The sequence below is a fragment of the Escherichia sp. B1147 genome (genome assembly GCF_001660175.1).
Lineage (GTDB): Bacteria > Pseudomonadota > Gammaproteobacteria > Enterobacterales > Enterobacteriaceae > Escherichia > Escherichia whittamii.
The window spans coordinates 38,095-61,873 of record NZ_LFHY01000007.1; the positions used below are offsets into that span (position 1 = coordinate 38,095).

The following is a 23,779-nucleotide window of genomic DNA, read 5'->3' on the forward strand; positions in this document are numbered from 1 at the left end:
ACGGGCGACAGAGCGCCGCCCATCTTGACCAACAGAACGATTATTTCAGTTCCAGTTCGTTCATTGCAGCGATGCTGAAACCGCCGTCAACGTGGACCACTTCACCGGAGATACCGGCAGAGAGATCGGAGCACAGGAACGCTGCGGAGTTACCCACATCTTCGATGGTAACGGTACGACGAATCGGCGTAACGGCTTCGCAGTGTGCCAGCATTTTACGGAAGTCCTTGATGCCGGAAGCTGCCAGGGTACGAATAGGACCAGCAGAGATGGCGTTAACACGCACACCTTCCGGACCCATTGCGTTAGCCATATAGCGGACGTTCGCTTCCAGAGACGCTTTTGCCAGCCCCATAACGTTGTAGTTCGGGATAGCGCGTTCGGCGCCCAGGTAGGAAAGAGTCAGCAGGGCAGAACCTGGATTCAGCATGGAGCGGCAAGCTTTTGCCATTGCAACAAAGCTGTAAGAGCTGATGTCGTGGGCAATTTTGAAGCCTTCACGGGTAACGGCGTTAACATAGTCACCATCCAGCTGATCGCCAGGTGCAAAACCAATAGAGTGTACGAAGCCGTCAAATTTCGGCCAGACTTTACCCAGTTCAGCGAACATGGTGTCGATGCTGGCATCTTCGGCAACATCGCACTGCAGAACGATGTCAGAACCTAATTGAGCGGCAAATTCTTCTACGCGGCCTTTCAGTTTGTCGTTCTGGTAGGTGAATGCCAGTTCAGCTCCTTCGCGGTGCATCGCCTGAGCGATACCGTAGGCGATGGACAGTTTGCTGGCAACACCGGTTACCAGAATGCGCTTACCGGAAAGAAAACCCATAGCTTTAATCCTTATTGTTGATGCTTGTTGTGCCTGAAAATCAGGCGATTCGTCGTTTTAGTAAACAATACGAACAGATAAACGGTTATTATAATCAACCAGGCTGTGGGTGGCTATAGTTGCGCTTTCTGTACGGGGGAGAATCAGTGGTACAGAGCATTTTGCGACGCTCGCAAGGGGCAGGTTGTGGAAATATCTTATAGAGTCTGGCTTTAAAACTATTCGTATTATTTCCGGTAAGTTTGATGATGAAAACAGACGCGGATTTATCAACCCTGGCGTCAGTTGTGTCATCGGTGATTAATAATCTGGCGACAACAAGTCGCGGTCTTTCTCTGATGAACTGACGCCAACTTAATATTGTCAACCATCTTCACAGAATCTCCACAATCTCTTCATTATCAGAAAATGCATCATGAATAGGATAAAAATACTTCCCATTACTTTGGAGAAACGTATAATTAAGCTAAATGAGAACGATCATTCTCACTAAGTGAAAGGCCAGGAGACAGAGATGACTAGCAAGCTGGAGATACGTCATAAACAGCGTCAGGATGAAATCATCAACGCCGCCCGTCGGTGTTTTCGTCGCTGCGGTTTTCATGCCGCCAGTATGTCGCAAATTGCCAGCGAAGCTCAGCTTAGCGTCGGGCAGATCTACCGTTACTTCGCCAATAAAGACGCCATTATTGAAGAGATGGTTCGCCGTATCATCGACTTTCGTATTGCCCAGATGGACATTGACGCGCGTACCGATCGCTTCCCGGAAGTCCTTGCCTTGCGCAAATCCTTAAATGAAGACGACGACGCGTTGATGCTGGAAGTGGCCGCAGAAGCAACACGCAACTCGCGAGTGATGGCAATGCTCGAGGAAGCTGATGCCAGAATGTTCGCTAACGGTTGTGCGCATATGAAAAGAATGCATCCCCATCTTAGCGATGAGCACATTCGATGTTGCGTTGAAGTGCTGGCTACCATGGTGGAAGGTACGGTTTATCGTCGCTTAACACCGCAAAAAAGCGATCCACAACGTCTGCAGGAAATATATCAGGATATTATTAGTATGTTGATAAATAAATAAGCACAGAATTAACCAATAACGGGGGATATTAATCCCCCTTATTTCATTGCGAAATTTATTTCGCGATGCGGGTTCGTTGTATCTGAATATCCCTGACATATCCTCATTAATTTTAATGAGGAGGGTATTGTTCACCCTGGAGAAAATAATGAAGTATATAGCAACGTCTGTAGTGGCAATGCTGCTCTTATCTGGTTGTGATAATACGCAAAATAACAATTCATCCCCGTCGGAAACAGAAGTGGGCGTTGTTACGCTCAAATCTCAACCTGTTTCGGTCGTTAGTGAATTAACCGGACGCACCAGTGCTGCGCTCAGTGCTGAAGTACGTCCGCAGGTTGGGGGAATTATCCAGAAACGCTTGTTTAAGGAAGGCGATCTGGTCAAGGCCGGACAGCCGCTCTACCAGATTGATTCGGCCAGTTATCGGGCGGCATGGAATGAAGCTCGTGCTGCGTTGCAACAGGCACAGGCACTGGTAAAAGCCGATTGCCAGAAAGCGCAGCGTTATGCCCGACTGGTGAAAGATAACGGTGTGTCACAACAGGATGCTGATGATGCTCAGTCTACCTGTGCACAAGATAAAGCCAGTGTAGAGGCGAAAAAAGCCGCACTGGAAACTGCCCGCATTAATCTTGACTGGACCACGGTGACCGCGCCGATTTCCGGGCGTATAGGCATTTCATCGGTGACGCCTGGCGCACTGGTGACCGCATCGCAGGATACGGCGTTAACAACTATTCGTGGTCTGGAAACGATGTATGTTGATCTCACTCGCTCCAGTGTCGATTTACTGCGTCTGCGCAAACAGTCACTGGCGACAAACAGTGACACCATGAGCGTCTCACTTATTCTGGAAGATGGCACAACCTACAGCGAAAAAGGCCGTCTGGAACTCACTGAAGTGGCTGTGGATGAGTCTACCGGTTCGGTGATATTACGGGCGATTTTCCCTAATCCACAACAGCAGTTATTACCGGGCATGTTTGTTCGCGCTCGTGTCGATGAAGGCGTGATGGAAGACGCTATTCTCGCGCCTCAACAGGGCGTGACGCGCGATGCTAAAGGCAATGCGACCGCGCTGGTGGTAAATAAAGACAATAAAGTAGAGCAGCGCACGCTCGAAACGGGAGAAACTTATGGTGATAAATGGCTGGTGTTGAACGGTCTGCACAACGGTGATCGGCTGATTGTCGAAGGTTCCTCCAAAGTGACTTCAGGGCAGACCGTCAGGGCCGTTGAGGTTCAGGCTAATGGAGGCAACGCCTGATGTTTTCGCGCTTTTTTGTTCGCAGACCCGTCTTTGCCTGGGTGATCGCCATCTTGATTATGTTGGCGGGTATTTTGGCTATTCGCACATTACCCGTCGCGCAATATCCTGACGTTGCACCGCCGACCATTAGAATCTCAGCCACTTATACCGGAGCTTCAGCCGAAACGCTGGAAAACAGCGTAACTCAGGTTATCGAGCAGCAACTTACCGGGCTGGATAATTTGCTCTACTTCAGTTCCACCAGTAGTTCGGATGGCTCAGTCAGTATTAACGTGACGTTTGAACAAGGCACGGACCCTGATACCGCGCAGGTGCAGGTACAAAATAAAATACAGCAGGCGGAGTCACGTTTACCGAGCGAAGTGCAGCAAACCGGCGTCACAGTGGAGAAATCACAAAGCAACTTTTTGCTGATTGCTGCAGTGTATGACACTACCGATAAAGCGACCAGTTCCGATATCGCTGACTGGCTGGTAAGTAATCTTCAGGACCCGCTGGCGCGTGTTGAAGGCGTAGGTAGTCTGCAAGTTTTTGGGGCTGAATATGCTATGCGCATCTGGCTTGACCCCGCCAAACTGGCCTCATACTCGCTGATGCCATCAGATGTACAAAGTGCAATTGAAGCGCAAAACGTGCAGGTTACTGCCGGGAAAATAGGTGCTTTACCGTCATCGAACACGCAACAATTGACGGCAACAGTTCGTGCTCAGTCACGTCTGCAAACCGTTGAGCAATTTAAAAATATCATTGTTAAAAGCCAGTCAGACGGCGCAGTTGTTCGCATCAAGGATGTGGCTCGCGTTGAGATGGGTAGCGAAGATTATAACGCCATCAGCAAATTGAACGGTCATCCGGCCGCAGGGGTAGCCGTGATGCTCTCTCCGGGGGCGAATGCGTTAAACACGGCGACGCTGGTAAAGGATAAAATCGCAGAATTTCAGCGCAATATGCCACAGGGATACGACATTGCTTATCCGAAAGACAGCACTGAATTTATTAAAATCTCCGTAGAAGACGTAATTCAGACGCTGTTTGAAGCCATCGTACTGGTGGTTTGCGTAATGTATTTATTCTTGCAAAACCTGCGCGCTACGCTGATCCCGGCGTTAGCCGTGCCGGTCGTTTTGCTGGGGACGTTTGGCGTCCTTGCGTTGTTTGGTTATTCGATTAATACCCTGACCTTGTTTGCAATGGTGCTGGCGATTGGCTTGCTGGTGGACGATGCCATTGTGGTGGTGGAGAACGTCGAACGTATTATGCGCGACGAAGGACTGCCTGCGCGTGAAGCCACGGAAAAATCAATGGGCGAAATTTCTGGCGCACTGGTTGCTATTGCTCTGGTGCTGTCTGCCGTATTTCTGCCAATGGCGTTCTTTGGGGGATCTACTGGGGTAATTTATCGTCAGTTTTCGATAACTATTATCTCCGCAATGCTGCTTTCCGTGGTGGTCGCATTAACGCTGACTCCTGCGCTTTGTGGTTCTGTCCTCCAGCATGTCCAACCGCATAAAAAAGGCTTCTTCGGTGCATTTAACCGTTTTTACCGTCGCACTGAAGAAAAGTATCAGCATGGCGTCCTTTATGTTTTGCGTCGGGCGGTGCGGGCTATGGGTGTCTATGTCGTGCTGGGCGGTGGAATGGCTTTGATGATGTGGAAACTGCCGGGCAGTTTCTTACCCACTGAAGACCAGGGCGAAATCATGGTGCAGTACACGCTGCCAGCCGGAGCGACTGCCGCTCGTACAGCAGAAGTAAATCGTCAGATTGTTGACTGGTTCCTGGTAAACGAAAAAGCAAACACCGATGTCATTTTTACCGTTGATGGTTTTAGTTTCAGTGGTAGCGGACAGAACACCGGGATGGCGTTTGTTTCGTTGAAAAACTGGTCACAACGTAAAGGCGCTGAAAATACCGCCCAGGCCATTGCCTTACGGGCAACCAAAGAGTTGGGAGCAATTCGTGATGCTACGGTATTTGCCATGACACCGCCTGCGGTTGATGGTCTGGGGCATAGCAATGGCTTTACGTTTGAATTAATGACAAGTGGTGCGACTGACCGCGAAACCTTACTTCAAATGCGTAATCAGTTGATTGAACAGGCTAATCAAAGCCCTGAGCTGATTTCTGTACGTGCCAATGATCTGCCACAAATGCCGCAATTGCAGGTAGATATTGATAACAATAAAGCCGTATCGCTGGGTTTGAGCTTAAGCGATGTCACCGACACGCTGGCCAGCGCGTGGGGCGGTACTTATGTGAATGACTTTATTGACCGTGGCCGTGTGAAAAAAGTCTACATTCAGGGCGACAGTGAGTTTCGTTCTGCGCCGTCAGACTTAGGGAAATGGTTTGTGCGCGGGAGCGATAACGCCATGACGCCGTTCTCTGCTTTTGCCACTACGCGTTGGATCTATGGTCCGGAAAAACTGGTGCGCTACAACGGTTCTGCGGCTTATGAAATTCAGGGGGAAAACGCGAGCGGTTTTAGTTCTGGCGACGCGATGGCAAAAATGGAAGCTCTGGCAAACAACCTTCCGGCAGGAACAACCTGGGCCTGGAGTGGCTTGTCATTGCAGGAGAAACTGGCCAGCGGTCAGGCACTGAGTCTGTATGCGGTCTCTATTCTGGTGGTTTTCCTCTGCCTTGCAGCACTGTACGAAAGCTGGTCAGTCCCGTTCTCGGTCATTCTGGTGATCCCGCTGGGGCTACTCGGTGCGGCGCTGGCAGCCTGGATGCGTAATTTAAACAACGACGTTTACTTCCAGGTGGCGCTATTAACCACCATCGGTTTGTCGTCGAAAAACGCCATTCTGATTGTGGAATTTGCTGAAGCGGCGGTGGCTGAGGGCTATTCCCTGAGCCGGGCGGCATTACGCGCGGCGCAGACCCGTTTACGCCCTATCATCATGACCTCGCTGGCGTTTATTGCGGGGGTCATGCCGCTGGCGATGGCAACCGGCGCAGGTGCGAACAGCCGCATCGCCATTGGTACGGGCATTATTGGCGGTACGCTGACCGCTACATTACTGGCCATCTTCTTCGTTCCTCTGTTTTTTGTCCTGGTTAAACGTTTGTTTGCCGGTAAACCGTGCCGTCAGGAGTAAGTTATGTTGCGTCGTTCTCTTATTTTTCTGGTGCTGTTGAGTGCGGGATGTGTCTCGCTCGATCCCCACTACAGCACGCCTGAATCCCCAATTCCGGCGACCTTGCCGGGAACACAGGGGCAGGGGAAAGCAATCAGCCAGGACTGGCAACAGGTGATCCACGATCCCCGATTGCAGCAGGTGGTGACCATTGCACTGAACAGTAACCGCGATGTGCAAAAAGCGATTGCTGATATTGACTCAGCACGGGCGCTATATGGGCAAACTAATGCGTCGTTATTCCCGACGGTAAATGCGGCCTTAAGCTCGACCCGCAGCCGTTCGCTGGCAAATGGCATGGGAACCGCTGCCGAGGCAGATGGCGCGGTGTCCAGCTTTACGTTAGATCTGTTTGGTCGTAATCGGAGTTTGTCACGGGCGGCGCGGGAAACCTGGCTTGCCAGCGAATTTACAGCCCAAAACACTCGCTTAACGCTGATTGCCGAAATCAGCACCGCCTGGCTGACTCTGGCGGCTGATAACAGCAACCTGGCCCTGGCAAAAGAAACGATGGTCAGTGCAGAGAACTCATTGAAAATTATCCAGCGCCAGCAGCAGGTTGGCACGGCGGCAGCGACAGATGTCAGCGAGGCGATGAGTATCTATCAGCAGGCGCGCGCCAGCGTTGCCAGCTATCAGACGCAAGTGATGCAGGATAAAAATGCTCTGAACTTACTGGCTGGCACAACACTGGCAGAAAATCTGCTACCGGAAACACTGGAAAGCCTGCCGGAACAGATGATAAGCCTGGTTCCTGCGGGAGTTTCATCTGAAGTTTTGCTGCGTCGCCCGGATATTCAGGAGGCAGAACATAATCTGAAGAGCGCCAATGCGGATATTGGTGCCGCGCGGGCTAACTTTTTCCCGACTATTTCGCTGACTGCAAGTGCTGGCGTCGGCAGTGACGCATTATCGTCGCTGTTCAGCCACGGAATGCAGGTCTGGTCATTTGCGCCATCGGTGACATTACCGCTGTTCACCGGCGGCAGTAATCTGGCGCAGCTTCGTTACGCAGAAGCGCAAAAGCGTGGGCTTATTGCCACCTATGAGAAAACCGTTCAAAGCGCGTTTAAAGATGTCGCTAACGCACTGGCTCGACGGGACACGCTTGAAGAACAACTGGATGCGCAGCGTCAGTATGTCAAAGCTGAACAACAAACGGTCGATATTGGCCTGCGTCGCTATCAAGCCGGCGTCGGTGATTACCTGACCGTGTTGACGGCACAACGCAGCTTGTGGAGCGCGCAGCAGGAGCTACTGGCACTGCAACTGACTGATTTCACAAATCGGGTAACACTCTGGCAGTCGCTGGGCGGCGGCATGTCATCACTCAAGTAAGGAATAGTATGGCTAGAGTATCTCTTTCATGGGCATTGATTCTTGGTCTTTTAGCCGGTATCGGCCCGATGTGTACCGACCTTTATTTGCCCGCATTACCTGAAATGTCGGAGCAACTGGCGACAACCACGACTATAACGCAATTAACGCTGACCGCGTCACTGATCGGTCTTGGCGTCGGGCAACTGTTATTTGGCCCTCTGAGCGACAAAATAGGGCGTAAACGCCCGTTAATATTGTCGTTGCTATTGTTTATTGCCTCCTCCATTTTGTGTGCGACAACTAACAATATTTACTGGCTGGTAGTCTGGCGTTTTATTCAGGGGATCGCGGGGGCAGGTGGTTCGGTGCTCTCCCGTTCTATTGCTCGTGACAAATATCAGGGGGTAACGCTGACCCAGTTCTTTGCGTTGTTAATGACGGTGAATGGCCTGGCTCCGGTGTTGTCGCCAGTGTTGGGTGGTTACATTGTCAGTACTTTTGACTGGCGTATTTTATTCTGGGTGATGGCAGGAATCAGCATCGTACTATTGTTGGGGTGCCTGTTGTTTATCAATGAGACGTTGCCAGAAAATAAAAGGGGATCATCATTGCTATTAACCGGACGAAGTGTGGTGCAGAACCGCCGTTTTATGCGCTTTTGCCTGATTCAAAGTTTTATGCTGGCAGGCTTGTTTGCGTACATCGGCTCTTCATCTTTCGTATTACAGAAAGAGTTTGGCTTTAGCCCAATGCAATTCAGCCTGGTGTTTGGCCTTAACGGTATCGGACTTATCATCGCTTCATGGATCTTCTCACGGCTGGCCCGACGGATTAACACAATGAAATTGTTGAGAGGCGGCCTGGTAGCGGCGATTTTGTGTGCATCGCTCACTGTCCTGTGTGCATGGTTGCAGTTACCTATTCCGGCACTGGTGGCATTATTTTTCACCATCGCATTTTGTAGTGGCATAGGCACTGTTGGTGGGGCAGAGGCAATGAGTGCGGTAGGGACACAAGAATCAGGAACGGCGTCTGCGCTGATGGGGATGAGCATGTTTGTTTTTGGCGGTATAGCCGCGCCATTGTCGGGATTTGGAGGGGAAACGCTGTTAAAAATGAGCCTGGCGATTACGGTGTGTTACACGCTGGCATTGCTGGTTGCACTCACCAGAATCGGCAATCAGAAGTAATGGCTTAATGAATGCCTCATTCTGACGGGGATTTCCCCTGTCAGAATGAGGCGCCGAACATTAACGATCTTTACGCCACGCATCCGCCGTCAACGCTTCGCCAAAGTGGCCGGAAATAAGCCGTTTGGTGAGTTCATGCAGCGGCGACGCTAACACATCCGCAGTACTACCACGTTCGACGACCTCGCCCTGATGCATCACCAGAACCTGGTCGCTGATGTGCTTCATCATCCCGATATGCTGGGTAACATAAATATAAGAAATACCCTGTTTCTCTTGTAACTCCAGCATCAGGTTAATTAGCTGCGAACGCATCGACATATCCAGCGAGGCGAGGGCTTCATCGGCAATAATAACTTTTGGGCGCAATATCAGCGCTCGCGCCAGACCCAGACGCTGTTTTTGCCCGGGTGCCAACATATGCGGATAGTAGCTGACGTGATCCGGTAGCAGACCGACCATACGCATTGTTTCAATTATCTGTTTCCGGCGCTGTTCCGGTTCCAGGTCTGTGTTCAAACGCAGTGGAAAATCAAGGATCTGCGAAATACGTTGACGCGGATTCAACGAGGTGGACGGATCCTGAAATATCATGCGAATACGCTGGCTTCGGAAGGAATAATCGCCAAAATGCAGCGGATGATCGTCAATCAATAACTCGCCGCTGGTTGGCTCAATCATTCCTGCCAGCATCTTTGCCAGCGTCGATTTACCGGAACCGTTCTCACCAATAATCGCCAACGTCTGGCGTTCACGCAGCGTAAAGCTCAATGGTTTTACCGCTTCTACTGTCTGGCGGCGAAACCAGCCGGTCCTGTAGCGGAACGTTTTGCTTAAATTACGCACTTCGAGCAGAGTTTCTATCATCTCACTCTTTCTCCATGTTCAGCGGGAAATGACAGGCATAGAGATGATTTTTCGCCCCCGTCAGGCGCGGCGTCACAATGCATTCTCGTTGTGCATACGGGCAACGCGGCCCAAGACGACACCCAATCGGTAACTGTTCCAGCAGTGGGATGGCGCCCGGCAAAGTATTGAGGCGACTTTTATGCGGCATTGCGCTGCCGAAATCCGGTATCGCGCGGATCAGCGCCTGGGTGTAAGGATGATGCGGCATCGTCACCAGCTCCTTACTCGGCGCGGTTTCCACTGTTTGTCCGCAGTAAAGCACGTTGATTTTGTCCGCCCATTGACTAAGCATTTGTAAGTCATGACTAATAAGCAAAATAGTGGTGTTGCTGTTTTGATTCAAACGCGTCAGCAGGCGAAATATTTGCGCCTGGGTAGTAGGCTCCATCGAGTTGGTCGGCTCGTCAGCAATCAGCAGACGCGGTTGATTCGCCAGTGCGATGGCAATCATCACTTTCTGGCATTCACCTTCGGTCAACTCGTACGGGAAACTGCGCATCGCATCTTTATGATCTTTAATCCCCACGCGGTGTAGCAACTCAATGGCGCGGCGTTTGCGCCAGCCAAAACGTTGCCACCAACGGCCTTTATAGGTCCAGGCTGGGATGTTCTGCATCAACTGACGACCGACACGTTCCGATGGATCAAGACACGATTGCGGTTCCTGAAAGATCATCGACACGTTGTGTCCAACCAGTTTGCGCCGTTCGCGTGCGGAAAGACGCAGCAAATCGATATCATCAAAACGCATTCGGTCAGCGGTAACACGCCAGTTATCTTTATTAACCCCACAAATCGCTTTCGCAATCAAACTTTTGCCGGAGCCGGATTCGCCAACAAGTCCGCGAATTTCACCTTCGTTTAAGGTCATACTCACGCGGTCGACGGCTTTAACCCACTCATCACCGGTTTTAAATTCAATGGTCAGGTTACGAATATCCAATAATGGCATTATTCCACCCCCGCAATAATTGCACGACGCACACCATCACCAAGGAGGTTAACCAACAACACGCTGATCATAATTGCCGCACCAGGCAGCATGACGGTCCACGGGGCGACATAAATCAGTTCCAGCGCATCACCAAGCATCGCCCCCCATTCAGGCGAGGGCAGTTGCGCGCCGAGGTCAAGAAAGCCCAGCGCGGCAATGTCAAGAATTGCCATTGATAGTGCACGAGTGATCTCGGTGACCAGTCCGGCAGTGATATTAGGTAAAACAGCAAACCAGAGAATATTCAGCGTCGTTGCGCCATCCAGACGGGCGGCGATAACGTACTCTTTTTCCAGTTCGTCATGCACCATGCTGTAAATCGAACGCACCATACGCGGCAGTAGCGCCAGCCAGACGGCAAACATGGCATGCGACAAACTCGGTCCGGCAAATGCCACTACGATAATTGCCAACAGCAGGGACGGAATCGCCAACAAAGTATCCAGAATATGGTTTAGCACCGCTGACCGTAGACCGTGCGTTGCACCGGCGAAGGTGCCAAGTACCAGACCACAGATCGTCGCGGCAAGCGTCACCACAAATGCGCCCCCCACGGTAGGTGCTGCTCCACTCAATAAACGACTTAAAACGTCGCGTCCCAGGTCGTCGGTCCCCAGGAAGAAAGAGACTTCGCCATAGCGTGACCATGACGGCGGCAACAATTGATAACCAAGAAATTGCTGGTCGATGCCGTAAGGCGCAAACCAGCTACCAAAAATACACAGCACCGCAAGCCCCGCGCAGCCGTACAGACCGACCATCGCAGAGGCGTCTCCATAGAATTTGCGCCAGGCAGTACGCAGCGTGCCCGGCGGGCGCTTCTCGCTGTATACGCTATCGTAAGGCATACCATTCCTTATGTTTCAGAGGGTTAGCCATGGCACCCAAAATATCAGATATCACGTTAATAATAATGACCAATGAACCGCACACCATTACTCCGGCGGAAATGGCGGCATAATCTTGTTGGCGGATGGCGTTAATTAACCAGCGCCCCAATCCTGGCCAGCTAAACACCATTTCGGTGATCATCGCCAGCGTCAGCATAGTGGAAAACTGTAAACCCAGACGTGGAATGACTGGCGGTAACGCGTTATGCAGTACGTGGCGACGCAAAATAGTAAAGCGTGACAAACCACGGGTCGCTGCCGCTTTTACATAGTTCTGGTCATAGACTTCGATGGTGCTGATACGCATCAGTCGGATCACTTCGGTCGTTGGCGCAACCGACAAGGTAATGACTGGCAGCACCATATGGCGAAGTGCACTCATGATCATTTCATCCCGCCACGGCGAGTCCGAAAGCCAGGCGTCAATCAGCGCAAAACCGGTAATCGGTTTCACTTCGTAGAGCAGATCGAAACGCCCTGAAACGGGCAGCCAGCCCAACGTCAGCGAACAAAACAGCGTCAGCAGTAACGCGAGCCAGAAAACCGGGATGGAAAAGCCCAGCAACGCGATGGCGTTGATCAAGTTATCCTGCCACTTATGGCGAGTAATTCCGGCAATCATGCCCACCGGGATCCCGACAATCAGCGCAAAACCGAAGGCGAGGATGCACAACTCCATCGTTGCCGGAAAGACTTCTTTTAACTGTTCGGCAATAGGCTGCCCGTTAATGCTGGAAACACCAAAATCCCAGTGGATCAGTCCGTTAAACCAGAACACCCAGGCATTCCACAGTGACGCGCCTTGTAACGGCGCGTGTGGAGTGAAATAGCTCAAACTGAAGCCAACAAAGGTCAGCAGGAATAAGGTGACGATTAATAACAAAATACGACGTAAGGTGAAGATAATCATGGTTTTTTCACCTCTTCTTGCTTCTCACGATACACCCCCGCGAAGGAGGCGTTACCGAACGGGCTCAGTACCAGACCTTTAATATCGTAACGGTAGGCTTGCAAGCGCAGTGATGAGGCCAGCGGCAGAATGGGCAGTTCCTGCGCCAGAATGCTTTGTGCTTCATCATAGGCTTCAATACGCGCCGCCAGTTGCTGCGAGGAGAGGGCCTTACGCAACACGCTGTCGAATTTCGGATCACACCAGTGTGCAAGGTTGGTTTGCGAGTGAATAGCCGCGCAGCTGAGTAACGGACGGAAGAAACTGTCCGGGTCGTTACTGTCCGTCGCCCAACCGGCTAACGTCAGATCATGACTCATATCCATCAACCGCGCCTCCTGAAAACGACCTTCTACCGGCACAATCACCACTTTCACGCCAACCTGCGCCATATCCGCCTGAATCAGTTCGGCGGTTTTCAGCGGACTGGGGTTCCATGCCTGCGATCGCGTTGGCACCCACAGTTTCAGCGTTAAGTTTTCCAGCCCCAGGGCTTTCAGTTGTTCGCGCGATTTCGCTGGGTTGTATTCAGTAATTTTAGCCTCGTTGTCATAAGCCCACGAGGCGCGCGGTAAAATAGAGGCCGCAGTTTCAGCCGTACCATAATAGATGGATTGCATCAGGCGCTGGTTATTGATTGCCAGTGCCAGCGCATGGCGGACCGCCGGATTATTTAGTGGCGGTTTAGCGGTGTTAAACGCCAGATAGGCGACGTTCATCCCCGGACGCAGCGTTAAACGCAAACGCGGGTCGTCGCGCAAAATGGATAACTGGCTGGCGGCAGGCCAGGCCAGGACGTCACATTCACCGGTCAGGAGTTTCGACAACCGTCCTGTACCGCCGGAACCTAAATCCACCACCACCTGTGGCATCAAAGGTTTGCCACGCCAGAAATCATCATGACGTTGTAAGCGAATATATTGCCCCGTGCGATTTTCCGACAGTTTATACGGCCCGGTGCCGACCGGCTGACGGTCGAGTAGCTCCTGGCGATCTTCTTTCTCTAATTTCTGCGCATATTCAGCAGACATTACCGACGCATAATGGGTCGCAAGGTGCCACAAAAAAGAAGCATCCGGCTGGGCGAGACGGAACTCAACAGTATGATTATCCAGCTTGCGGACGCTTTTAACGTTATCGGCAAATTGCAGACTGTCGAAATAGGGGAAGTTACTACCGTTGACGTTATGCCACGGGTTGTTGCGGTCAAAAATCCGTTGGAAGGTAAACACCACATCATCGGCATTCATTTTGCGAGAGGGAGTAAACCAGGCGGTTTTTTGAAACGGGACATCGCGACGCAGGTGGAAGCGATAGGTCGCGCCGTTGTCGAGCACTTCCCAGCTTTCGGCAAGTTCCGGCATCAGGCGATAGGTATAGGGATCGACATCCAGCAGTCGATCATAAAACTGGGCGGCAAGGGTATCGACAATTAACCCACTGCTCGCTTTGGATGGGTTAAAGGTGTTGACTTGCCCGCTGACGCAATAGACAAAACCGCTGTCGCGGATATCAGCATGCGGGGTGGGTTCAGGCGCGGCTTTTGCCTGACCACTTACAAGTCCAGCAATCACCAAAAGAGACGATAATACCTGGCGCATAATATTAAGGGATTTTATGTAAAGAGGCTATCTTACTAATATTTAATGACATTTGCCATTACCGTTTGTTTTCAGGGGTAATAATGAGGGCCAGGTGGTTGGTCGTCGCACTGGATGTGTCGCCATCTGTTCAACATTCGTACCCGTGATTTCTCTATAACTATAACTCACAGAACAACTTAGCGAGGAGCAGGGCGGCGCGAACCTGATAAACTCGTTACCGCTGGCTTGAGATTGCTGACAAAGTGCGGCACGTTTTTAACCGGATGCGGCGAGAAAGCCTTCTCCGGCCAACAATACTGACCGAGCGTCCGTAATTAAATGGTTACTCATTACCCCATTGATTCAAAAACTCTGCGATTTCATCAATGCGTACGGGGTTAATTCCTGCTTCAGCGGCCATATCATGCTGGGCTTCTTCGCTGATCTCTTCATTGTTCATCAAACGGGTGAGCAGTAACTGGAAGTAGTGGGCCAGTGGCGTGCGTTCATCTTCTGCGACAGGTTTGGCGCATTCGGTCGCGTACTCATCGGCAATATCAAAATATTTCAGTGGGATATCATGGTTCATTGTTTGCCCCTGGGGTTAATGCGCTACGCATAGGGGCGGATGATAGCACTCGAGATCCGGGTCATACATCTTTTTATAGATAATAGGGCGGCGCATTACCCTGCCTGAGGGTAATGCGCCGAGCATCCAACAATTACGTCTCGCTAACCGGCATTCTGTCACCCTCGTACAGCGGCACTTTGCGATAACGTCGTACCAGATACCACAGATACGCCCCGCCCAGCGAGGCCCACACCAGGCCTAACGTCAGCGAGGTAGCTTCGAGGTTAACCCACAGCACGCCCACCGTCAGCGCGCCAACCAGCGGCATCAGCAAATAGTGGAAGTGTTCCTTCCAGCTTTTATTCATTCCTTTGCGACGCCAGAAGTGATTAAACACTGACAGATTAACGAAGGTAAACGCCACCAGTGCACCGAAGTTAATCAGCGCCGTGGCGGTGACTAAATCGAAGAACAGCGCCGACAATGCCACAATCCCGACCATAATGACGTTCAACGCAGGCGTGCGCCATTTCGGATGGACATAGCCAAACACGCGTTCCGGGAACACATTGTCACGCCCCATGACATACAGCAGACGCGAGACGCTGGCATGTGAAGCCAGGCCAGACGCTAATGTGTTCACAAACGTGGTGCAGAGGAAAATCGACTGGAACAGCTTGCCGCCGACGTACAGCGCAATCTCCGGCAGCGCGGCATCCGGGTCTTTAAAGCGGCTGATATCAGGAAAGAACAGTTGCATAAAGAATGACGCAGCGATAAAGATAACGCCGCCGTACACCGCCGTCAGGAAGATGGCTTTCGGGATGACGCGTGCGGCATTGGGCGTCTCTTCCGAAAGCGTGGTCACCGCATCAAAGCCGAGGAACGAGAAGCAGACGATCGTCGCCCCGGTAATAATTGGGATCAGATGCGCGTTCTCGCTGATAAACGGCTGTAACGACCAGACGGTGCCAACACCTTCTCCTTTATGCAGGCCCTGAACCACCAGGAAGATAAACACCACCATAATGGAGATTTGCACCAGCACAAACAGGGTATTGAAGTTGGCGACCAGGTTGACGCTCTTCAGATTCGCGGCGGTTAAAATGCCGACGAACGTCACTACCCACACCCACGGCGGCACTTCCGGGAAGAGGGCGGAGAGATAGATTTTCGCCAACAGTACGTTGATCATCGGCAAAAAGAGATAATCCAGCAGCGATGACCAGCCGACCATAAAGCCAACGTGCGGGTTAATCGACTTTTGCGCGTAGGTATAGGCTGAACCGGCTTCCGGAAACTGGCGAACCAGTTTGCCGTAGCTGATAGCGGTAAACAGCACGCCCGCCAGTGCCAGTAAATAGGACGCTGGAACGTGGCCGTCGCTGATGCCGGAGACAATGCCAAAGGTATCGAACACGGTCATTGGCGTAAGATAGGCAAGCCCCATCATCACCACCTGCCACAGCTTCAGCGACTTACGCAGTTTGGTTTTGCCAGGTTGTGCGGCGATATTCAGCGGTGAATTAATAGCCATAATTGCTGCCTCCCCTGCGTAATAAGGTTTGCGGTCGTGTCGACCTGAAATCAAACCTGTTTAGCAAGGGAAGCAAAGGGGGCGGAGTCCAGTCAGTCGCAGGGAGGGCGCATACGCAGCCTCCCTCGCCCTGCGGGGATTTAATCATCGGCATCATCTCATTTCCTCGTCACAGTCTTAATCGTTAACGGAAGCCCGTTGCCGCCTGCGTTCCATAACGCGACATCCGGGAAATGTCTGGATTACCAGCAAATGTCAGGCCTGGCTCCGCTCAGGCCGATGAAACAACCCCGCAAGGGGTACTATGCGTTTTTCAACATCCACTCAATTTCTGTTTCTGTGATGAGGCGCTCAAACTGCAACAGCTCATCATTTTTACAGGCGTGATACACATGGCAAAAGCGCTCGCCTAAATAGTGGCGCAGATGATCGTTCTCGATAAACTCACCCAGGGCATCGCTCTGACGAATCGGGAAGGGTAAACCTTCCTGCTCAAGCCCATTGCCTTCGACTTCTTCCTGCAACGGCAATTCGTTATCGAGGCCATGCAAAATACCGGCAAAAATCGCCGCCATCACCAGATACGGGTTGGCATCGGCACCCGCCACGCGGTATTCCACGCGGTGATTATGACGATCGCCGCACGGAATACGCAGGGCGACGGTGCGGTTGTTATGGCCCCACGACGCCTGCGTCGGCACATACATCCCCGGCTGGAAACGGCGATACGAGTTCACGTTCGGTGCCAGCAACGCCATCGACGACGGCATCAGGTCAATCATCCCGGCGAGCATCTTTTTCAGCAGCGGCGAATCTTCGCCGTCAGCGTCAGAAAGAACGTTCTCACCACGGTTATTTTGCATGCTGATATGGATGTGCATCCCGCTACCCGCGTGCTCTTCATACGGCTTCGCCATAAAAGTGGCGTGCATCTTATGCTTTTCTGCCATCAGACGCACCAGGCGTTTAAGGGCTAATGCATCATCGCAGGCATCCAGCACGTTATCGGTATGGTAAAGGTTGATTTCGAACTGGCCCGGCGAGGCCTCAGCGACCGCGCCGTCAGCGGGAATCAGCTGTAACTGTGCCAGTTCATCAATATCATTGAGCACGTCGGCGAAGTGGTTGAGGTTATCAACCGAGTAAACCTGGCTTTGGGTGCTGCGGTCATCGGTGCCGGGCGCGCAGGGCGGTTGCAGATACCCTTCAGAGTCGCGCTGGCGATCCAGTAAATAGAACTCCAGCTCTACCGCTACAACCGGGAACAATCCGCGCTGGCGTAGCTGCTGCCACAGGCGGTTAAGTACGTTCCGCGGCTCAACGTCAAAGGGAGCGCCATCTTCATCGACCATGGTCAGGAGCATCTGACCGATAAACTCTGGATCGGCGGCAGAAGGGGTTAAGGAACCAAGAATAGGGACACAGGTACGATCCGGTTCACCCATTTCCTGACCCAGGCCCGCCTCTTCTACTACATTGCCCAGAATATCCATTGCAAATACCGAGGCCGGGAAGTAACACCCTTTTTCCAGCTTCTTGAGACTTGAAACTGGAATGCGTTTCCCACGGAAACAACCATTCAAATCGGTAAGTAAAACATCAACATATTGCGTATTCGGGTAGCGCTCCAGGTAGCGTTTTACTTCCTGCGTAAAGGCGCTACCCCGCCTCTCTTCTGACTGCTGAACAAAGTTCTCTACTTCAACGATATTGGTTTCCATGATTCTTCGCCTTTGGTTTTGTTTTCCGCTCGTTATCAAAGCGTAAAATATAATGACCACTCTTCGAATCTGTATGCAAACTAAATGTTTGTCAAATGTTAAATTGAGTTTGCAAAAAAGAAAACTCACTGCTAGATTGAAAAAATATTGAACAAAAAGGTCATTTAAACCGCAGTAATGGCGATAATTTAGTCCACTTTGTGAGATTGAGCATGGAAAATATAATGAACAATCCGGTTATCGGTGTCGTAATGTGCAGGAACAGGCTTAAGGGTCATACGACCCAGACTCTGCAAGAAAAGTACCTGAATGCCATCATCCACGCGGGCGGGTTGCCGATTGCGCTGCCACATGCGCTGGCGGAACCGTCATTACTTGAAGAACTTCTGCCGAAACTCGATGGCATTTATCTTCCTGGTAGTCCCAGCAATGTGCAGCCGCACCTATATGGTGAAAACGGCGATGAGCCTGACGCCGATCCCGGGCGTGATCTTCTGAGCATGGCGTTAATTAATGCCGCACTCGAAAGGCGCATCCCCATTTTCGCCATCTGCCGGGGGTTACAGGAACTGGTGGTGGCAACCGGTGGTTCACTGCATCGCAAGCTGTGCGAACAGCCTGAATTGCTGGAACATCGTGAAGATCCCGAACTGCCAGTGGAGCAGCAATATGCGCCGTCGCACGAAGTGCAGGTTGAAGAGGGGGGATTACTGTCTGCACTGTTACCTGAATGTAGCAACTTTTGGGTAAACTCTCTGCATGGACAAGGGGCAAAGGTCGTTAGCCCGCAGTTGCGTGTTGAAGCTCGCTCGCCGGATGGACTGGTTGAGGCGGTGAGCGTCATCAATCATCCTTTCGCGCTGGGCGTACAGTGGCACCCGGAATGGAACAGTAGCGAGTACGCGCTTTCGCGTATATTGTTCGAGGGCTTTATCACCGCTTGTCAGAACCATATCGCTGAAAAACAGCGACTCTGACCACTACAGTTAAGGAAATGCAAATATGAGTGATGAGGGACTGGCGCCAGGAAAACGCTTGTCGGAAATCCGCCAGCAGCAGGGGCTTTCACAACGTCGTGCCGCCGAACTCTCCGGGCTGACTCACAGTGCTATCAGTACGATAGAGCAGGATAAAGTCAGCCCTGCCATTAGTACGCTGCAAAAGCTGCTGAAGGTGTATGGTCTGTCACTCTCGGAATTCTTTTCCGAGCCGGAAAAACCTGATGAACCGCAGGTCGTCATTAATCAGGACGAGTTAATTGAAATGGGTAGTCAGGGTGTGTCGATGAAGTTGGTGCATAACGGTAACCCGAATCGCACGCTGGCGATGATCTTTGAAACGTACCAGCCGGGCACAACCACCGGGGAAAGAATTAAGCATCAGGGTGAGGAAATAGGCACTGTACTGGAAGGTGAAATTGTTCTGACCATTAATGGCCAGGATTATCACCTCGTCGCGGGGCAAAGTTATGCCATTAATACCGGCATCCCGCACAGTTTCAGTAATACCTCGGCAGGCATTTGCCGAATAATCAGCGCCCATACGCCCACCACGTTTTAATCTTTTTGTTCTGTAAGCCGGGTACGCGCAATGCGCCCGGCAATCAACAGAGAATGTCGCCGGAAATAAACGGGCTCATCGCCCGGGGATCTCTGCGCCCTGACGTTCACAAACTGCATATATCTGATAGACGTGAAACAGGAGTCATAATGAATTTTCATCATCTGGCTTACTGGCAGGATAAAGCGTTAAGTCTCGCCATTGAAACCCGCTTATTTATTAACGGTGAATATTCCGCTGCGGCGGAAAATGAAACCTTTGAAACATGTGATCCGGTCACGCAGGCGCCGCTGGCGAATATTGCGCGCGGCAAGAGTGCCGATATTGACCGTGCGGTGAGTGCGGCGCGCGGCGTATTTGAACGCGGCGACTGGTCGCAGGCCGCTCCGGCAAAACGCAAAGCGGTACTGAATAAACTGGCTGATTTAATGGAAGCCCACGCAGAAGAACTGGCGCTGCTGGAAACGCTCGACACAGGCAAACCGATTCGCCACAGCCTGCGTGATGATATTCCCGGCGCGGCGCGCGCCATTCGCTGGTACGCCGAAGCCATCGACAAAGTGTACGGTGAAGTCGCCGCCACCAGTCGCCATGAACTGGCGATGATCGTGCGCGAACCGGTCGGCGTGATTGCTGCCATTGTGCCGTGGAACTTCCCGCTGTTGCTGACCTGCTGGAAACTTGGCCCGGCGCTGGCGGCGGGTAACAGCGTTATCCTGAAACCGTCTGAAAAATCACCGCTCAGTGCGATTCGTCTCGCCGGGCTGGCGAAAGAAGCGGGTCTGCCGGATGGCGTACTGAACGTGGTGACTGGTTTTGGTCATGAGGCGGGGCAGGCGCTTTCGCGCCATGATGATATCGATGCCATCGCCTTTACGGGGTCCACGCGTACCGGCAAACAACTGCTGAAAGATGCTGGCGACAGCAACATGAAACGCGTCTGGCTGGAAGCGGGCGGCAAAAGCGCCAACATCGTTTTCGCCGACTGCCCGGATCTGCAAAAAGCGGCGAGTGCGACCGCCGCAGGCATCTTCTACAACCAGGGCCAGGTGTGCATCGCCGGAACGCGTTTGTTGCTGGAAGAGAGTATCGCCGATGAATTCTTAGCCCTGTTAAAACAGCAGGCACAAAACTGGCAGCCGGGCCATCCGCTTGATCCCGCAACCACCATGGGCACCTTAATCGACTGCGCTCACGCCGACTCGGTCCATAGCTTTATTCGTGAAGGCGAAGGTAAAGGGCAACTGCTTCTGGATGGTCGTAATGCCGAACTGGCTGCGGCCATCGGCCCGACCATCTTTGTGGATGTGGACCCGAACGCCTCGTTAAGCCGCGAAGAGATTTTCGGCCCGGTACTGGTAGTCACCCGTTTCACATCAGAAGACCAGGCGCTACTGCTTGCCAACGACAGCCAGTACGGCCTGGGCGCGGCGGTGTGGACGCGCGATCTCTCCCGTGCGCACCGTATGAGCCGCCGCCTGAAAGCCGGTTCCGTCTTCGTCAATAACTACAACGACGGCGATATGACCGTGCCGTTTGGCGGCTATAAGCAGAGCGGCAACGGTCGCGACAAATCCCTGCATGCTCTTGAAAAATTCACCGAACTGAAAACTATCTGGATAAGCCTGGAGGCCTGAAATGACCGAACATACCAGCAGTTATTACGCCGCCAGTGCGAATAAATATGCCCCTTTCGACACGCTGAATGAGTCAATCACCTGTGATGTTTGCGTGGTTGGCGGCGGCTATACCGGGCTTTCCTCCGCGCTGCATCTGGCGGAAGCGGGCTTTGATGTGGTGGTTCTCGAAGCCTCACGCATCGGCTTCGGCGCCAGCGGGCGCAACGGCGGGCAGCTTGTGAACTCTTATAGCCGCGACATCGACGTTATCGAAAAAAGCTACGGCATGGACACCGCCCGTATGCTCGGCAGCATGATGTTCGAAGGCGGAGAGATCATCCGCGAGCGCATCAAACGCTATCAAATTGACTGCGACTACCGTCCCGGTGGCCTGTTTGTGGCGATGAATGATAAACAGCTCGCCACGCTCGAAGAGCAGAAAGAGAACTGGGAGCGCTACGGCAATAAACAGCTTGAGATGCTGGACGCCAACGCCATTCGCCGCGAAGTGGCGAGCGATCGCTACAGTGGCGCGCTGCTGGATCACAGCGGCGGGCATATTCACCCGCTGAACCTCGCCATTGGCGAAGCGGACGCCATCCGCCTGAATGGCGGGCGCGTGTATGAACTTTCTGCGGTGACGCAGATCCAGCACACCACGCCAGCCGTTGTGCGCACAGCCAAAGGTCAGGTGACGGCGAAGTATGTGATTGTCGCCGGAAATGCGTACCTGGGCGATAAAGTGGAGCCGGAACTGGCGAAACGCAGTATGCCGTGCGGCACGCAGGTGATCACCACCGAGCGGCTTTCCGATGAGTTAGCCCGTTCGCTGATCCCGAAAAACTACTGTGTTGAAGACTGTAACTATCTGCTTGATTACTACCGTCTGACAGCTGACAACCGCCTGCTGTACGGCGGTGGCGTGGTGTATGGCGCACGTGACCCGGATGACGTTGAGCGCCTTGTGGTGCCAAAACTGCTGAAAACCTTCCCGCAGCTGAAGGGCGTCAAAATCGACTATCGCTGGACGGGCAACTTCCTGCTAACGCTTTCGCGTATGCCTCAGTTTGGTCGCCTTGATACCAACATCTATTACATGCAGGGCTACAGCGGCCACGGCGTCACCTGTACCCATCTCGCCGGGCGTCTGATTGCTGAACTGCTGCGCGGCGACGCCGAGCGTTTCGACGCCTTCGCCAATCTGCCGCATTATCCGTTCCCCGGCGGGCGCACGCTTCGCGTGCCGTTTACCGCGATGGGCGCGGCTTATTACAGCCTGCGCGATCGTCTGGGCGTTTAATTTCCGATTAACAGTGAAGAGTCAAAAGGTGTGAAACATGAGCAACAATGAATTCCATCAGCGTCGTCTTTCTGCCACCCCACGCGGGGTTGGTGTGATGTGTAACTTCTTCGCCCAGTCGGCAGAAAACGCCACGCTGAAGGATGTTGAAGGCAACGAATACATCGATTTCGCCGCAGGCATTGCTGTGCTGAATACCGGGCATCGCCATCCTGAACTGGTCGCGGCGGTGGAGCAGCAACTGCAACAGTTTACCCACACGGCATATCAGATTGTACCGTATGAAAGCTACGTCACCCTGGCGGAGAAAATCAACGCCCTTGCCCCGGTTAGCGGGCAGGCTAAAACCGCGTTCTTCACTACCGGTGCGGAGGCGGTTGAGAACGCGGTGAAAATCGCCCGCGCCCATACCGGACGCCCCGGCGTGATTGCGTTTAGCGGCGGCTTCCACGGTCGCACGTACATGACTATGGCGTTAACTGGAAAGGTCGCGCCGTACAAAATCGGCTTCGGCCCGTTCCCCGGTTCGGTGTATCACGTGCCGTATCCATCAGACTTGCATGGCGTGTCGATGCAAGATTCCCTCGATGCCATCGAACGCTTGTTTAAATCGGACATTGAAGCGAAGCAGGTCGCAGCCATTATTTTCGAACCGGTACAGGGCGAGGGCGGTTTTAACGTGGCGCCAAAAGAGCTGGTTTCTGCCATTCGCCGCTTGTGCGATGAGCATGGCATTGTGATGATTGCCGATGAAGTGCAAAGCGGTTTTGCGCGTACCGGTAAGCTGTTTGCCATGGATCACTACGCCGATAAGCCGGATTTAATGACCATGGCGAAAAGCCTCGCGGGCGGGATGCCGCTTTCGGGCGTGGTGGGTAACGCGAATATTATGGACGCGCCCGCGCCGGGCGGGCTTGGCGGCACCTACGCCGGGAACCCGCTGGCGGTCGCTGCCGCGCATGCGGTGCTCAACATTATCGACAAAGAATCACTTTGCGAACGCGCGAATCAACTGGGCCAGCGCCTGACGCAAACGCTGATTGATGCCAAAGAAAGCGTTCCGGCTATTGCTGCGGTACGCGGTCTGGGGTCGATGATTGCGGCAGAGTTTAACGACCCGCAAACGGGCGAGCCGTCAGCCGCCATTGCGCAGAAAATCCAGCAACGCGCGCTGGCGCAGGGATTGTTACTGCTGACCTGCGGCGCGTACGGCAACGTGATTCGTTTCCTGTATCCGTTGACCATCCCGGATGCGCAGTTCGATGCAGGAATGAAAATTTTGCAGGATGCGCTGAGAGATTAATGCCAAC

The 23,779-nt window shown here is 52.7% G+C and carries 20 protein-coding genes; 10 read left to right on the top strand and 10 right to left on the bottom strand.

Translation table 11 applies throughout. The features are described from left to right. Positions 1-40 precede the first annotated feature (40 nt). A complete protein-coding gene (gene fabI / locus A9180_RS06575) occupies positions 41-829 on the bottom strand; it encodes an enoyl-ACP reductase FabI (protein WP_000506490.1) in 789 nt (262 codons plus the stop codon). A 514-nt stretch (positions 830-1,343) separates the two neighbouring features. On the opposite strand from fabI, the gene A9180_RS06580 reads away from it, so the two are divergent. The 5 genes from A9180_RS06580 (at position 1,344) to A9180_RS06600 (ending at position 8,836) form a co-directional block, all read left to right on the top strand. Further along, complete coding sequence (locus A9180_RS06580) at positions 1,344-1,910, top strand: TetR/AcrR family transcriptional regulator (protein ID WP_064527248.1); 567 nt, start codon at positions 1,344-1,346, stop codon at positions 1,908-1,910. Positions 1,911-2,058: 148 nt separating this feature from the next. Further along, positions 2,059-3,180 carry an efflux RND transporter periplasmic adaptor subunit gene (locus A9180_RS06585; RefSeq protein WP_064527250.1) on the top strand — a complete coding sequence of 374 codons (1,122 nt, stop codon included), beginning with the start codon at positions 2,059-2,061 and terminating at the stop codon, positions 3,178-3,180. Beyond that, positions 3,180-6,287: an efflux RND transporter permease subunit gene (locus tag A9180_RS06590; protein ID WP_064527252.1), complete on the top strand. Its 3,108-nt coding sequence runs from the start codon at positions 3,180-3,182 to the stop codon at positions 6,285-6,287. The genes A9180_RS06585 and A9180_RS06590 overlap by 1 nt, the downstream gene beginning before the upstream one ends. Positions 6,288-6,290: 3 nt before the next feature. Further along, positions 6,291-7,664, top strand: a complete 1,374-nt coding sequence (locus A9180_RS06595) for an efflux transporter outer membrane subunit (protein WP_064527253.1) — start codon at positions 6,291-6,293, stop codon at positions 7,662-7,664. An 8-nt stretch (positions 7,665-7,672) separates the two neighbouring features. Beyond that, positions 7,673-8,836: a multidrug effflux MFS transporter gene (locus A9180_RS06600; protein ID WP_064527255.1), complete on the top strand. Its 1,164-nt coding sequence runs from the start codon at positions 7,673-7,675 to the stop codon at positions 8,834-8,836. A gap of 60 nt (positions 8,837-8,896) precedes the next feature. Here A9180_RS06600 and sapF read toward each other — a convergent pair whose 3' ends face one another. From sapF to puuA, 9 genes are all read right to left on the bottom strand, one after another. Beyond that, positions 8,897-9,703, bottom strand: a complete 807-nt coding sequence (gene sapF, locus A9180_RS06605; protein WP_000573415.1) for a peptide ABC transporter ATP-binding protein SapF — start codon at positions 9,701-9,703, stop codon at positions 8,897-8,899. A 1-nt stretch (position 9,704) separates the two neighbouring features. After that, the gene (gene sapD / locus A9180_RS06610; RefSeq protein ID WP_001128852.1) at positions 9,705-10,697 is read right to left on the bottom strand and encodes a peptide ABC transporter ATP-binding protein SapD; all 993 of its coding nucleotides are present in this window, start codon (positions 10,695-10,697) and stop codon (positions 9,705-9,707) included. Beyond that, positions 10,697-11,587 carry a peptide ABC transporter permease SapC gene (gene sapC, locus A9180_RS06615; RefSeq protein ID WP_064527258.1) on the bottom strand — a complete coding sequence of 297 codons (891 nt, stop codon included), beginning with the start codon at positions 11,585-11,587 and terminating at the stop codon, positions 10,697-10,699. The genes sapD and sapC overlap by 1 nt, the downstream gene beginning before the upstream one ends. Further along, the gene (sapB, locus tag A9180_RS06620; RefSeq protein WP_064527260.1) at positions 11,574-12,539 is read right to left on the bottom strand and encodes a putrescine export ABC transporter permease SapB; all 966 of its coding nucleotides are present in this window, start codon (positions 12,537-12,539) and stop codon (positions 11,574-11,576) included. The genes sapC and sapB overlap by 14 nt, the downstream gene beginning before the upstream one ends. Further along, positions 12,536-14,179, bottom strand: a complete 1,644-nt coding sequence (gene sapA / locus A9180_RS06625) for an ABC transporter substrate-binding protein SapA (RefSeq protein WP_064527262.1) — start codon at positions 14,177-14,179, stop codon at positions 12,536-12,538. The genes sapB and sapA overlap by 4 nt, the downstream gene beginning before the upstream one ends. Before the next feature lie 325 nt (positions 14,180-14,504). Further along, complete coding sequence (locus tag A9180_RS06635) at positions 14,505-14,750, bottom strand: YmjA family protein (RefSeq protein ID WP_064527266.1); 246 nt, start codon at positions 14,748-14,750, stop codon at positions 14,505-14,507. Between the two features lie 133 nt (positions 14,751-14,883). After that, positions 14,884-16,269: a putrescine/proton symporter PuuP gene (puuP, locus tag A9180_RS06640; RefSeq protein ID WP_064527268.1), complete on the bottom strand. Its 1,386-nt coding sequence runs from the start codon at positions 16,267-16,269 to the stop codon at positions 14,884-14,886. Beyond that, positions 16,259-16,423: a hypothetical protein gene (locus A9180_RS24180; protein WP_123057970.1), complete on the bottom strand. Its 165-nt coding sequence runs from the start codon at positions 16,421-16,423 to the stop codon at positions 16,259-16,261. The genes puuP and A9180_RS24180 overlap by 11 nt, the downstream gene beginning before the upstream one ends. 148 nt (positions 16,424-16,571) lie before the next feature. Further along, positions 16,572-17,990, bottom strand: a complete 1,419-nt coding sequence (gene puuA, locus A9180_RS06645) for a glutamate-putrescine ligase (protein ID WP_064527270.1) — start codon at positions 17,988-17,990, stop codon at positions 16,572-16,574. Between the two features lie 212 nt (positions 17,991-18,202). On the opposite strand from puuA, the gene puuD reads away from it, so the two are divergent. From puuD to puuE, 5 genes are all read left to right on the top strand, one after another. Then, complete coding sequence (gene puuD / locus A9180_RS06650) at positions 18,203-18,967, top strand: gamma-glutamyl-gamma-aminobutyrate hydrolase (protein ID WP_064527272.1); 765 nt, start codon at positions 18,203-18,205, stop codon at positions 18,965-18,967. A 25-nt stretch (positions 18,968-18,992) separates the two neighbouring features. Next, positions 18,993-19,550, top strand: a complete 558-nt coding sequence (gene puuR, locus A9180_RS06655) for an HTH-type transcriptional regulator PuuR (RefSeq protein ID WP_064527275.1) — start codon at positions 18,993-18,995, stop codon at positions 19,548-19,550. Positions 19,551-19,699: 149 nt separating this feature from the next. After that, complete coding sequence (gene puuC / locus A9180_RS06660) at positions 19,700-21,187, top strand: aldehyde dehydrogenase PuuC (RefSeq protein ID WP_064527277.1); 1,488 nt, start codon at positions 19,700-19,702, stop codon at positions 21,185-21,187. Position 21,188: 1 nt separating this feature from the next. After that, complete coding sequence (gene puuB, locus A9180_RS06665; RefSeq protein WP_064527279.1) at positions 21,189-22,469, top strand: gamma-glutamylputrescine oxidase; 1,281 nt, start codon at positions 21,189-21,191, stop codon at positions 22,467-22,469. A gap of 37 nt (positions 22,470-22,506) precedes the next feature. Continuing rightward, positions 22,507-23,772 (top strand): 4-aminobutyrate transaminase, encoded by a 1,266-nt coding sequence (puuE, locus tag A9180_RS06670; RefSeq protein ID WP_064527281.1) that lies wholly within the window; start codon positions 22,507-22,509, stop codon positions 23,770-23,772. Positions 23,773-23,779: the final 7 nt, after the last annotated feature.